Origin of the sequence: Enorma phocaeensis (assembly GCF_016901575.1) — a bacterium.
Lineage (GTDB): Bacteria > Actinomycetota > Coriobacteriia > Coriobacteriales > Coriobacteriaceae > Limicola > Limicola phocaeensis_A.
The window spans coordinates 157,756-169,647 of record NZ_JACJKQ010000004.1 but is presented as its reverse complement, the minus strand read 5'-3'; the positions used below and the strand labels follow the sequence as shown (position 1 = coordinate 169,647).

Genomic DNA, 11,892 nt, shown 5'->3' with positions numbered 1-11,892 from the left:
TATAGAGGCGACCATAGAGAATGATGGGGGTTCCAGATTCGCGCAGGTCATCTTTTGAGTATCCGCGACCCTTGGAGAACGTGCAGATGTCCCCCAGCTTACGCTGTTCCCAAGCGCGCATCATTGCTCTGTTCCGTCCTGAGTTTGTTGGACCTAGATTCAATGCACGATAGGGACAGACACATGGGAACAGCGTAAGCTGGGGGATGACTTCGCCTTCCTGCGCAACAACACCCTCTCGCGGGCGGACCTGAGCGACTCTGAAGGCTCGGCGTTGGACGTCCACTACGGCGACCTTCTTGTTAGATTTGGCTCCATCTTGGACCTTGGCAGGGAGACACTTCCTCATATCGCCGACGATGGAATTGCTGCAAAGCTGACTTGCGATAGACTCCGGGACGGCGACATCGTCGTCGCAGACACGGCGGAGGATCCGAGTGCCGGCAAGTGCTCTGAGCTGCGGGGGGTAGGTGGATCGACGGTCTTCTCCGGCTTGCACACGATGCCGCTTAGGCCTCTGCGCGAATACGCTCCCCTCTATCTCGGACACTACCTGAACGCTCCCGTCTTCCGAAAGCAGCTTGCGCCCCTCATGCAGGGAATTAAGGTCATATCCGTGTCTCGCACGGCAATGTCAGGGGCGATTATGAGCGTACCGTCAGTCGAGGAGCAGGACAAAATCGCGGAACTCCTCACCCTCCTCGACGACCTCATCGCACTTCACCAGCGTAAGCAGGCGTTTTGGCTCTCCTTGCTATTTTATGAGGTGTTCTTCTCAACGATGCGCTGCATCGACTCGTCAGATTTGTTCCTAAGCCCCTTTTCTTTCATCTGCTCATCACGTATCTCTTTGTCATCTCTTGTTGGCGCAAGTCGTTATCCATTTGAAAGGAGGAGAACGTTATGTTGCATGAGGTTGGCCGCGCCGATGCTTTTTGCGAATACTACCGACAGTGGATTGTTATCTATAAAGAGGGCGCTGTTAGAAAGGTGACACTCAAGAAGTATCTGCTTACGCAGAGCTGGCTTGAGAAATTGATTCCCGATCTCCCTGTAGAGGGACTCGACAGAATGGCGTATCAACGGCTCTTAAATGCCTATGCCGAACATCATGAACGCCAGACGGTCATGGACTTTCATCATCAGCTGAAGGGGGCAATCCTTGATGCTGTTGACGAGGGATTGATGGACCGAGACCCCACGAGAAAAGCAATTGTAAAAGGTAAGCCACCTCGAGAGAAAAAGGTTCAATATCTTAACCAGTTCGAGCTCCATAAACTTCTGAGCAGTCTCGATTTGACATCCCAGCTCAATTGGGATTGGTTGATACTTCTCATCGCAAAGACGGGCTTGAGATTTTCCGAAGCGTTGGCGCTAACCCCGAAGGACTTTGATTTTGCGCGTCAGGTTTTATCTGTAGACAAGACATGGGATTACAAAGAGGGAACCGGGTTTATGCCGACAAAAAACAAGTCTTCGATAAGAAAAGTTGCTATTGATTGGCAGCTTATCGTTCAGTTTTCCGAGCTAATCAAAGGGCTGCCTGCAGATCGTCCCATTTTTGTGCATGGCAGGGTGTACAACTCCACGGTAAATGGCATTTTGGAGCGTCGGTGCCTGAGTGCTGGAGTCCCGCCTATTTCTGTGCATGGGCTAAGGCATACCCACGCCTCCCTGTTACTCTTTGCTGGGGTATCAATTGCTAGTGTCGCCCGACGCTTAGGCCATTCAAGCATGAATACGACGCAAAAGACCTATCTCCATATCATTCAAGAACTGGAAAACAAGGATATAGACCTTGTGATGAGATCGCTGTCAGGGCTCACGTAGCATGTTGGTGGCTTGCGCCGACAAGTGACAAACACACAAAAAAGTTAGGGGATAGGGGAGGCGAATCATCCTTCTTTCATGCTGTGGTAGCCGTGCTTTGCGACGATAAGATGGTCGAGTACGCTGATGCCCATGAGCTCGCCAGCTTCGGTGAGCTTTTCGGTTATGAGCGCGTCCTCATGCGATGGCTCAAGGCTGCCGCTTGGGTGGTTGTGGGCAAGGATGATCGATGCGGCACGGTCCTCTATTGCCTTGGCGAATATCTCTCGAGGATGGACGATGCTTTGATCGAGCGTGCCTTGAAAGACTATCGAACTATCGATAAGTCGGTGCGCTCCATCCAAGGTGAGCACGACAAAGCATTCTTGCTTTCGTTCTTTGATGAACCCTAATTGCTCATAAGCATCGTTTGGACAATTGATGACGGGGCGATCAGAGGGAATGAGGTATCTGCGGCCAAGCTCAAAGAGCGCAACGATCTCACACGTCTTTGCCGGACCCATGCCGGGAATACTGAGCACTTCCTGATAGGTGACCGCATCGCCACGCACTTTGAGCAGCCTGAGAAGACGCCGAGCAATCTGCTCGGCAGAAGCCTGCTGGTTGCCACTCCCAATGAGAATGCGCAGCAGTTCAACATCGGTAAGTTTTGCTGGGCCAAACTTCTTGAGCTTTTCTCTTGGCATGAGTGTCGTCATTGCTGTGCTCCGTCCCGGTGGTTTCGTTTGCCTATTCAGCCGCAAGGCATAGCTAGTATCTGCCCATTACACAGAAGAAGTTGCGTGTGCTTTGGCAGTGGGATTGGTGTCACGCCCCGTGGATAATCGGGCCATCTCGTATACTGCATGAGGAAAACTGATGGCGGGTGCGCCGCAGCGCGCCGCTTCATGGGAGGAATTCGTGGCAGGTTACGAAAAACGCGGCTCGCGTAAAGATTCGGCTTCAAATAAACACGGTCAGGGCGGCAAAACATGGTCGTCGTCCGGAGCTTCGTCTGAAGCCTCCTCCGTGCGTGCGGGAAGGAAGCAAAAGCGAGAGGTCGGTGGGCGAATGGGAGGCACCGCAGGTCGTCCGCGCATGATGGGGGATGTCATCGAGGGCCGCCGCGCGGCAGCCGAGGCTCTGCGCACGGGCTTTCCCGTCAAGCGGGCGCTTGTCGCTGAAGGAGACCTGCGGGACACGACCCTCATATCGTTGATCGGTGCTATTCAAGCACACGACATTCCGGTTGAGTACGTCTCGCGAGCCCAGCTCGACGAGCTCTCGAGCCATGGTGCGCATCAGGGCATCGTGCTCGAGGTGGGGGCCTTTCCCTACGCCGCGCTCAACGATGTCATCGCCCGCGCCGGCGAGGGGCCTGCGCTGGTCGTGGTGCTCGACCATGTGACGGATGCCGGCAACTTTGGCGCCATTGTCCGGTCTGCCGAGGTGGTCGGCGCGGCGGGCGTCGTCATTGCCAACAAGCGCGCCGCCGAGGTCAACGTCGGGGCCTACAAGACATCCGCCGGGGCCGTCATGCACCTCCCCATTGCGCGCGTTCCCAATATCGCCCGCGCACTCGAAGACCTGAAGGAGGCCGGCTTCTGGGCGGTCGGTGCAAGCGAGCATGCACAGGCGAGCTGCTGGGAGGCGGGCCTCGAGGGGCGAATCGCCCTCGTGATGGGCTCCGAGGGCGAGGGTATCTCGCGTCTGGTTCTTGAGACCTGCGACGACCTCACTCGCCTGCCGCAACGGGGTAAGACGGAGAGCCTCAACGTCGCTCAGGCGACGACGGCGCTCTGCTATGAGTGGCTTCGGGTAAACGCCTCATCGTTGGGCGCGGCCCCTGTCGCGGGTGCATCCGACGGGGTGCCGCTTTCTGGCGAGAACCTTCTGTAGGGGGGCGCCGTGGGCAAGAAAAACCGTGCAAAGGCAAAGGCGAAGCGATTCGGGGAGGGCTCGGCAAAGCCCATCGTCTCTGCGAGCACCTTCGGTGTGGGAAACGCCTTCGCTAATCCGAATTACGACGTTACCCTTCCTGCGCGACGCAAGCCGGGCGAGTGCGAGCTCCTGGTGGTCGATGGCTACAACATCATCCATTCCGACACGAGGTATGAGCGTCTCATCTTTGACCGCTCGGACGACCCCTATTCGCGTGACGTGTACGACGCCGCCCGAACGGCGCTCATTGCAGACGTGGCGGCATTTGCCCAGGGTCGCTATGAGCCGGTGATCGTATTTGACGGGGCGGGCAACGTGAACACAGACCGGCCGAATCTGCCTCAGGCGGGAGTTCGCATCGAGTTTTCTCCGACGGGGGTTTCGGCGGACACGATTATCCAGCGGCTCTGCACGGATGCGCGCGAGAGGGGCCGGGCGTGCTCTGTGGTGACGAGCGACGGAACCATTCAGGCGACCGTCATGGGCAAAGGCGTCACGCGCATTTCGGCACGCATGTTTTTGGGCGAAGTCAAGCAAGTGGATGCCGATGTGGCGGAAGTCGAGGAGGCTCCTCAGATCAAGCTGACGCTTGGCAGCCGCCTTTCGCCCGAGGCGCGGGCAAAGCTCGACGCCCTTCGCGGCCGCGTGCGCTGACGGATGCACGCGCCGATGGATGTATATATAGCTATGGGCGCGGAGCCCGCGGGCCAGCGATTGCTCGAGTTTCCCTAGTGCGTTAGGGCCGGAGCACCGTATAGAAAGAAACGCGTTACAGAAAAGGGCCCGCCATCGAGGGGATGGCGGGCCCTAGCGCTCTCTGGAGCCAGCGACAGGAATCGAACCCGCAACCCAGTGATTACAAATCACTTGCTCTACCGTTGAGCCACGCTGGCGCAGGGCATCATCTTACCCGAAAGGGGCGTTCGCGCACAACGGCAGCACAGCTTAAGCAAACATTGATCTCCAAACGAGACCAAGGGGGGCGCTACCAGCACCATCCATAAAGTGTTCATCGTTAGGAAACATAAAGTCGCAGGTCAGAGCTATAAGATACGCCCGGCACCGTGTATTAAAGCAATTTTGTTGACACGCCCCATCGGAACGTCGTACTATTCACCTGCTCGACGCGAGAGCGGGCTTGTGCATGAGCCTAATCAGCGCCGAGACTTGCAAACATGGGAGTGTGCCCGAGTGGTTAATGGGGACGGGCTGTAAACCCGTTGGCTCTGCCTACCAAGGTTCGAATCCTTGCGCTCCCACCAGCAAGTGCCTGTGTAGCTCAGTCGGTAGAGCACCTCGTTGGTAACGAGGAGGTCACCGGTTCAAGTCCGGTCGCAGGCTCCAGTACGGCGGTGTAGCTCAGCTGGTTAGAGCACACGGTTCATACCCGTGGCGTCACTGGTTCGAATCCAGTCACCGCTACCACGGTAACACGGTGGCTTTCCCATCTTGGGGAGGCCACTATGGTTAAGAAGGCATGTCCCATCGGGGACGACCTTAAGGAGGAGGGCTTTATGGCCAAGGAAAAGTTCGAGCGTACTAAGCCGCATGTTAACATCGGCACCATCGGCCACGTGGACCACGGCAAGACCACGCTGACCGCCGCCATCACCAAGGTTCTCTCCGAGACCGACGGCTGCAAGGCTGACTTCACTGCGTTCGAGAACATCGACAAGGCTCCCGAGGAGCGCGAGCGCGGCATCACCATCTCCGTCGCCCACGTCGAGTACGAGACCGCTACGCGTCACTACGCTCACGTCGACTGCCCTGGCCACGCCGACTACATCAAGAACATGATCTCCGGTGCTGCCCAGATGGACGGCGCTATCCTGGTCATCGCCGCTACCGACGGCCCCATGGCTCAGACCCGCGAGCACATCCTGCTCGCCCGTCAGGTCGGCGTGCCCTACATCGTCGTCTTCCTGAACAAGTGCGACATGGTCGACGACGAGGAGCTCATTGACCTCGTCGAGATGGAGACCCGTGAGCTCCTCTCCGAGTACGACTTCCCGGGAGACGACATCCCCGTCATCCGTGGTTCCGCTCTCGGCGCCCTCAACGGCGAGGAGAAGTGGTATGACTCCATCCGCGAGCTCATGAAGGCCGTGGACGAGTACATCCCCACCCCCGAGCGCGACGACGCCAAGCCCTTCCTGATGGCCGTCGAGGACACCATGACCATCTCCGGCCGTGGTACCGTTGCTACCGGCCGTGTCGAGCGTGGCGTGCTCAAGCTCAACGAGCCCGTCGAGATCGTCGGCATCAAGGAGACCCAGTCCTCCGTCGCCACCGGCATCGAGATGTTCCGCAAGACCATGGACTTCTGCGAGGCTGGCGACAACGTCGGCATCCTGCTCCGTGGCATCAAGCGTGAGGACATCGAGCGCGGCCAGGTTCTCTGCAAGCCTGGTTCGGTGCACCCGCACACCAAGTTCACCGGCGAGGTCTACGTCCTCACCAAGGAGGAGGGCGGCCGTCACACCCCGTTCTTCAACGGCTATCGTCCGCAGTTCTACTTCCGTACGACCGACGTTACCGGTACCGTCAAGCTGCCTGAGGGCACCGAGATGGCTATGCCTGGCGACCACATCACCATCGAGGGCGACCTCATTCACCCGATCGCCATGGAGGAGGGCCTGCGCTTCGCTATCCGCGAGGGTGGCCACACCGTCGGCTCGGGCGTTGTCAGCACCATCATCGAGTAACTTGTAGCTTCAAGATACTCTGAGCTGATTTCTTGGAACCCGGTTCCTATTTTCGGGAGCCGGGTTCTTTTTGTGAGCGACCAGCGGGGTCTGAGCGCGTTTTAAGCGCACATGCCCTGGCGCCAGTCGTGGCACGCTGGTCAAAGTTATGTGTCGAATCTGTAGGGCGTTCAACTCATTGATTTAAGCGTTGACGTGGCAGAATTCAGATGCTATTGTGTTCCATCGTGCCCGTACGGGGCGGTATTTGGAGGTAATGAGTTTCATGCGTACATTAGTCACCCTTGCGTGCACTGAGTGCAAGCGTCGCAACTACACGACGACCAAAAACAAGGCCAACATGCCTGATCGTATGGAGATCAAGAAGTATTGCCCCTGGTGCCGTCGTCACACCGTGCACAAAGAGACTCGCTAGTCTCATAAACATACGCCAGTAGTTCAATTGGTAGAGCATCGGTCTCCAAAACCGAGTGTTGAGGGTTCGAGTCCTTCCTGGCGTGCCAGCATCTATCCCGTAAGCCTCGGAAACGAGGCTTACGGTTTCTAACTGTCAAGCGCTTTTGCGCCGGAGGTTCAGCATCATGGCCAACAAGAAGAACAAGAAGAAGGCACAGCAGAAGAGCAGCCAGCCTGCCGCCGCTGCCGCGGCCGATGCTAAGGTCGACTCCAAGAAGGCAGTCGCCAAGAAGCCTGAGGCCAAGCCTAAGGCCACCAAGGAGAACTCCAAGGCTGCAAAGGCTAAGAAGAAGGGCGAGAAGCCCGGTCTTCTCACTCGTGCCAAGAAGTACCTTGGTTCGATTCGCTCCGAGATGCGCCGTGTTACATGGCCCAGCAAGAAGGAGCTCATCAACTACTCCGTCGCCGTCTGCGTCTCCCTTGTGGTCGTCGGCGTCGTGATTTTTGTTCTTGATATGGCTATCGGCGAGGGTCTCGCTCTTGTTGCTGGACTGAGGGGGTAGGCCATGTCGAAGCGTTGGTATGTGGTCCACACCTATTCTGGATACGAGAAGAGCGTCAAGACCGATCTTGAGCATCGCATCGAGACGATGGGCATGCAGGATCGTATCTTCGATATCGAGATTCCCACCGAGACCGTCACTGAGATCAAAGAGGGCGGCAAGCGCGAGACCAAGGATGTCAAGATCTTCCCGGGTTATGTCCTTGTCCGTATGGAGATGGACGACGACGCTTGGACGTGCGTCCGCAACACCCCAGGCGTCACGGGTTTCCTTGGCGCCAACGGCAAGCCTTCTCCGCTCTCCCGTGACGAGTACAACAAGATGATGCGTCGCTCCAAGAAGGGCGATGCTCCTAAGCGTACCGCTGTCAATCTCGAGGTCGGAACCACGGTCAAGGTCACCTCTGGGCCGCTGGCCGACTTCGATGGTCAGGTTTCCGAGGTCAACGCCGAGTCCGGCAAGGTCAAGGTCACCCTGCTGATCTTTGGTCGAGAGACCCCTGTCGAGCTTGGCTTCGATCAGGTTGCCGTTATCGGCTAAGGTTGTTTGTTCGCGAGCGCGTGTTTCCACGGGGTCCGCTCAACCTCGCAGGTGCTTCTAGCACGTGAACGCTGACGATAGATTGTTCTGCAAGTATTTCTCCAGGAAGGTTTGAAAGATGGCTGAGAAGAAAGTCACCACCGTCATCAAGCTTCAGATTCCTGCCGGCCAGGCTAACCCGGCTCCTCCCGTCGGCCCCGCCCTTGGTGCCGCTCAGGTGAACATCATGCAGTTCTGCCAGGCGTTCAACGCTGCCACGCAGGACAAGATGGGCGACGTCATCCCTGTCGTCATCACCGTGTTCGAGGATCGCACGTTCTCCTTCGAGTGCCACACCCCGCCTGCGGCTCACCTCATCAAGAAGGAGCTCAAGCTCAAGAGCGGCTCCGCCGTTCCTCAGCGCGACAAGGTTGGCCAGCTCACCCAGGAGCAGCTCACCAAGATCGCCGAGATCAAGATGCCGGACCTCAACGCCAACGACATTGAGGCCGCCAAGAAGATCGTTGCCGGCACCGCCCGTTCCATGGGCGTCACCATCGCCGAGTAACTCATTTGGTAACTACGGGTGCGTCATAGGGGCGCACCCGTTTAGCGTGCAATAGGGCACGCGTTCGATGTGGGAGGGCTCAGCCCGTTTACCACAGGAGGTGCAACATGCCGAAGCATGGAAAGAACTACCGCGCTGCTGCGGAGAAAGTCGACTCCCAGAAGCTCTACACGCCGCTTGAGGCCGTGAAGCTGGTCAAGGAGGTCGCTCCCGCCAAGTTTGACGAGACCGTCGAGGCCCACTTCCGTCTGGGCATCGATACCCGTAAGGCCGACCAGAACGTTCGTGGCTCCATCTCCCTGCCTCACGGCACCGGCAAGACCGTGCGCGTCGCCGTCTTCGCCGAGGGCGAGAAGGCTCGCGAGGCCGAGGCCGCCGGCGCTGACGTCATCGGTTCTGATGACCTCGTCGCCCAGATCCAGGCTGGCGAGATCAACTTCGATGCCGCTATCGCTACCCCGAACATGATGGCCAAGGTTGGCCGCATCGGTAAGATCCTTGGCCCCCGTGGTCTTATGCCCAACCCCAAGCTGGGCACGGTGACGATGGACGTTGCCAAGATGGTCGCCGAGCTCAAGGCCGGCCGTGTTGAGTATCGTGCCGACCGCTATGGCATCTGCCACGTGCCGGTTGGACGCATTTCCTTCGACGACCAGAAGATCGTTGAGAACTACGCTGCTCTCTACACCGAGATTCTGCGCGTCAAGCCGTCCTCTGCTAAGGGTCGCTATGTGAAGAGCATCGCTCTCACCTCGACCATGGGCCCTGGCGTCAAGGTCGATCCTGCTGTCCAGCGCAACTTCATGGCCGAGTAGCCTTCGCTGCTTCCGCTCACCATCTGCACCACAGAGCGCCCGTCTGCCTTGGCAGGCGGGCGTTTCTCATGCGTCTCATACTTTGGTATGATGACGCGACCGCGCTCCCATGCCAGTATGGTACCTGGCTGGGGATGGACCCAGGTAAAATCCAAGAGGCGGGGGTGCAGGGCATGAGCAACGTCGTCGCGGTGAACGAGTCGGTGCGCGTCGCCTTTGAGCAGGCTATGGAGGCCGGGCGCGTCGTGTACTTCTCGGCGCCGTGCGGATTCGGCAAGACGGCGACCATCGACTGTGTGCTCGCCGGATGGCGCGTGCTCAGGCTCGACGCCTCCGACCCGGCCTTCGAGCTCCCCGCCGACGCCGGCGACGGCACCTGGGACGTCCTCGTCATCGACCACATCCCCGACATGCTTGATGATGAGCTCCAGGGGCTCTGCGCGCTCATCCGGTCGCTCCCGGAGAAGCGCTTCGTGCTGGAGAGCCGCTCGGCGGTGCCTGGGGAGATGCTGTCGTTCCAATACGCCGGGCTGCTCACGCCCATCGGCACCCACGACCTCATGCTCGACCGCCAGGCGACGGCGAAGGTGTTCGAGGCGTACGGCGTCGAGCCCACCACCGTCGAGCTCTCGAACATCCTCGCCGTCTCGCACGGGTACCCCCTCGGTATCAACATCCTCGCGCGTCGTATGGCCGAGGGCGCCCCTTGGCGGCCCGAGACGGCGGATCTGGTGCGTCGCGAAATCTTCTCCTACTACGACGAGGCGGTGTTTCGCCAGTTCGACAAGCCCACGCGCCGCATGCTCATGAAGCTCGCCCCGTTCAACGAGGTCGAGGTCGAGCTCGTGGTGATGGTGACGGGCGACAACGCGGCCGGCGAGATGCTCAGCCGGGTGCTGCGGAAGACCTCGATGTTCATCCAGGACCGGTTGGGCCGCTACCGGTTCTGGCCGATCTTCAAGAGCTTCCTCGAATGGGAGCTCTACCAGTGCCACTCCGCGGAGCAGGTGCGCGACATCTTCGACCGCGGCGGCATCTACTACGAGCTGCACGAGGACTACGGCAACGCCCTCGCGTGCTACAGCAAGAGCGGCAACCACCGCAAGATCTCGGAGCTCCTGGAGCGCAACGCCGAGCTCCATCCAGGGGCGGCGCACTACAGCGAGCTGGAGCGCTACTACCTCGAGCTGCCCGACGCTGAGATCCTGGCGTCGCCCGCCCTCATGCAGGCGATGAGCATGCTGTGCGCGATCAAGACGGACTACGAGGGGTCCGAGCGGTGGTACCGCGCGCTTAGGGACTACGGCATGGCGCTCAAGCGCTCCGACGTGGCTCGCAAGGAGGTGAGAAGCCGGCTCGCCTGGCTCGACATCGCCCTGCCTCAGCGCCCGGTCGAGGCACTCGTCGAGACGATCCCCGCCGTGGTGAAGCTCATAATGAACCACGATGTCGAGCTCACCCCCTTCAGCGTGACGAGCAACCTGCCGAGCATCATGAACGGCGGCAAGGACTTCTCGGAGTGGAGCCGTCGGGACGACGTGCTCTACGCGACGCTCAAGCGGCCCGTGGAGGTGCTGCTGGGGCGTGACGGCGTGGGCCTGCCCGACGCGGCGGTGGCCGAGAGCAAGTTCGAGAAGGGCGAGGACGTCATGACGAGGCTGCTCTCGCTCATGTCCCGCCTGACGGAGATACGCCGCAGCGGCACACCGGACATCGAGTTCGCCGTGGTGGGCCTCCTCATCCGGGCACAGGTCGCCGCCGGCCGCCCGGGGGACGCGCGCGAGGCGCTCGCCAGCATCAAGGAGAGCTTCTCCGAGCGCGGGCTCGTCCGCTTCGGGCCGACCATCGCGGCGATGGAGTGCCGCCTGGCGCTGCATGTGGACGATGACGCGACGGTCGAGGCATGGCTTGCGGCCGAGGCGCCGCGCGACCCGCTGAACGTGCACGTCATGAAGCGCTACCTCTACCTCACCAAGGCCATGGCGGAGCTCGCGACGGGCGATCCGCGGGCGGCCCTGCTCACCCTGGCGCCCCTCGGGCGCTATGTCGAGCAGTGCCATCGCCATCTCGACGGCATCAGCCTGAGCCTGCTCGCGGCGATTGCCCATCGGCGGCTTGACGACCCCGCCTGGCGCGACGACGCGGCCCGTGCGCTCGACGAGGCATGCCCCTACTGTTTCGTGCGGCCGGTCGCCCAGTTCGGCACGGCGGTGCTACCGCTTCTGGATGCGTGCGGGTGGGACCGAGACGGAAAGTTCTTGAAGCGCCTCGTGGCAGCCGCGCGCGAGCAGGCCGCCTACTACCCGGACTTTCTGGAGCCGAGGCGCGACGTGGTGGCGCCGCTCTCCGGCGCGGAGCTCCAGGTGCTGCGCCTCCTTTGCGCGGATAAGAGCAACGCCGAGATCTGCGCGGTGCTCGACATCCAGCTGGCGACGGTGAAGACCCATGTGAGCAAGATCTTCCGCAAGCTCGGCGTGAACCGCCGCACGGAGGCGAAGACCAAGGCGCTCAAGTTGCATCTGGTGTAGGCGCTCCCGTCGTCCGCTTCGGGCGGGTACGGGCGCCGGCGCGGGCGA

General features: G+C 60.0%; 12 protein-coding genes and 5 tRNA genes. 15 read left to right on the top strand and 2 right to left on the bottom strand.

Annotation, left to right across the window (positions count from 1 at the left end; all coding sequences use genetic code 11):
- Positions 1-274: 274 nt before the first annotated feature.
- The gene (locus tag H6A15_RS04840) at positions 275-994 is read left to right on the top strand and encodes a hypothetical protein (RefSeq protein WP_204672620.1); all 720 of its coding nucleotides are present in this window, start codon (positions 275-277) and stop codon (positions 992-994) included.
- Entirely contained in the window at positions 904-1,830 is a 927-nt protein-coding gene (locus tag H6A15_RS04835) for a site-specific integrase (protein ID WP_204672619.1), read from the top strand. Before H6A15_RS04840 ends, H6A15_RS04835 begins: the two co-directional genes overlap by 91 nt.
- A 65-nt stretch (positions 1,831-1,895) precedes the next feature.
- Here the strand turns inward: H6A15_RS04835 and radC are convergent, their stop codons facing one another.
- Positions 1,896-2,528: a RadC family protein gene (gene radC / locus H6A15_RS04830; protein ID WP_204672618.1), complete on the bottom strand. Its 633-nt coding sequence runs from the start codon at positions 2,526-2,528 to the stop codon at positions 1,896-1,898.
- Positions 2,529-2,907: 379 nt separating this feature from the next.
- On the opposite strand from radC, the gene rlmB reads away from it, so the two are divergent.
- Both rlmB and H6A15_RS04820 read left to right on the top strand, forming a co-directional pair.
- A complete protein-coding gene (gene rlmB / locus H6A15_RS04825) occupies positions 2,908-3,708 on the top strand; it encodes a 23S rRNA (guanosine(2251)-2'-O)-methyltransferase RlmB (RefSeq protein ID WP_428840693.1) in 801 nt (266 codons plus the stop codon).
- A gap of 9 nt (positions 3,709-3,717) precedes the next feature.
- Complete coding sequence (locus H6A15_RS04820) at positions 3,718-4,404, top strand: NYN domain-containing protein (RefSeq protein WP_204672616.1); 687 nt, start codon at positions 3,718-3,720, stop codon at positions 4,402-4,404.
- A 164-nt stretch (positions 4,405-4,568) separates the two neighbouring features.
- Here H6A15_RS04820 and H6A15_RS04815 read toward each other — a convergent pair.
- Positions 4,569-4,643 (bottom strand) — tRNA-Thr (locus tag H6A15_RS04815).
- Between the two features lie 284 nt (positions 4,644-4,927).
- Between H6A15_RS04815 and H6A15_RS04810 the strand changes: the two genes are divergently transcribed.
- The 11 genes from H6A15_RS04810 to H6A15_RS04760 all read left to right on the top strand — a co-directional run bounded on the left by H6A15_RS04810 (position 4,928) and on the right by H6A15_RS04760 (position 11,844).
- Positions 4,928-5,012 (top strand) — tRNA-Tyr (locus H6A15_RS04810).
- A 6-nt stretch (positions 5,013-5,018) separates the two neighbouring features.
- Positions 5,019-5,094 (top strand) — tRNA-Thr (locus H6A15_RS04805).
- 4 nt (positions 5,095-5,098) lie between these two features.
- Positions 5,099-5,175: transfer RNA gene (locus tag H6A15_RS04800), tRNA-Met, on the top strand.
- Between the two features lie 89 nt (positions 5,176-5,264).
- Positions 5,265-6,455, top strand: a complete 1,191-nt coding sequence (tuf, locus tag H6A15_RS04795) for an elongation factor Tu (protein ID WP_204672632.1) — start codon at positions 5,265-5,267, stop codon at positions 6,453-6,455.
- Positions 6,456-6,720: 265 nt separating this feature from the next.
- Positions 6,721-6,870 (top strand): 50S ribosomal protein L33, encoded by a 150-nt coding sequence (rpmG, locus tag H6A15_RS04790; RefSeq protein ID WP_079989048.1) that lies wholly within the window; start codon positions 6,721-6,723, stop codon positions 6,868-6,870.
- A 12-nt stretch (positions 6,871-6,882) separates the two neighbouring features.
- Positions 6,883-6,958 (top strand) — tRNA-Trp (locus tag H6A15_RS04785).
- Between the two features lie 78 nt (positions 6,959-7,036).
- Entirely contained in the window at positions 7,037-7,414 is a 378-nt protein-coding gene (secE, locus tag H6A15_RS04780; RefSeq protein ID WP_204672615.1) for a preprotein translocase subunit SecE, read from the top strand.
- Positions 7,415-7,417: 3 nt separating this feature from the next.
- Complete coding sequence (nusG, locus tag H6A15_RS04775) at positions 7,418-7,954, top strand: transcription termination/antitermination protein NusG (RefSeq protein WP_204672614.1); 537 nt, start codon at positions 7,418-7,420, stop codon at positions 7,952-7,954.
- 118 nt (positions 7,955-8,072) lie between these two features.
- Positions 8,073-8,501 carry a 50S ribosomal protein L11 gene (rplK, locus tag H6A15_RS04770; protein WP_204672613.1) on the top strand — a complete coding sequence of 143 codons (429 nt, stop codon included), beginning with the start codon at positions 8,073-8,075 and terminating at the stop codon, positions 8,499-8,501.
- A gap of 107 nt (positions 8,502-8,608) precedes the next feature.
- On the top strand, positions 8,609-9,316 hold the full coding sequence (gene rplA, locus H6A15_RS04765) for a 50S ribosomal protein L1 (protein WP_204672612.1): 708 nt from the start codon (positions 8,609-8,611) through the stop codon (positions 9,314-9,316).
- Between the two features lie 173 nt (positions 9,317-9,489).
- Positions 9,490-11,844: a LuxR C-terminal-related transcriptional regulator gene (locus tag H6A15_RS04760; protein ID WP_204672611.1), complete on the top strand. Its 2,355-nt coding sequence runs from the start codon at positions 9,490-9,492 to the stop codon at positions 11,842-11,844.
- Positions 11,845-11,892 lie beyond the last annotated feature (48 nt).

Bases quoted from the DNA above. Each gene is read 5' to 3' on its own strand.
- secE (WP_204672615.1), top strand. From the start codon at position 7,037: ATGGCCAACAAGAAGAACAAGAAGAAGGCACAGCAGAAGAGCAGCCAG.
- H6A15_RS04835 (WP_204672619.1), top strand. From the start codon at position 904: ATGTTGCATGAGGTTGGCCGCGCCGATGCTTTTTGCGAATACTACCGA.
- H6A15_RS04760 (WP_204672611.1), top strand. From the start codon at position 9,490: ATGAGCAACGTCGTCGCGGTGAACGAGTCGGTGCGCGTCGCCTTTGAG.
- nusG (WP_204672614.1), top strand. From the start codon at position 7,418: ATGTCGAAGCGTTGGTATGTGGTCCACACCTATTCTGGATACGAGAAG.
- tuf (WP_204672632.1), top strand. From the start codon at position 5,265: ATGGCCAAGGAAAAGTTCGAGCGTACTAAGCCGCATGTTAACATCGGC.
- rplK (WP_204672613.1), top strand. From the start codon at position 8,073: ATGGCTGAGAAGAAAGTCACCACCGTCATCAAGCTTCAGATTCCTGCC.
- rlmB (WP_428840693.1), top strand. From the start codon at position 2,908: ATGATGGGGGATGTCATCGAGGGCCGCCGCGCGGCAGCCGAGGCTCTG.
- rplA (WP_204672612.1), top strand. From the start codon at position 8,609: ATGCCGAAGCATGGAAAGAACTACCGCGCTGCTGCGGAGAAAGTCGAC.
- rpmG (WP_079989048.1), top strand. From the start codon at position 6,721: ATGCGTACATTAGTCACCCTTGCGTGCACTGAGTGCAAGCGTCGCAAC.
- radC (WP_204672618.1), bottom strand. From the start codon at position 2,528: ATGACGACACTCATGCCAAGAGAAAAGCTCAAGAAGTTTGGCCCAGCA.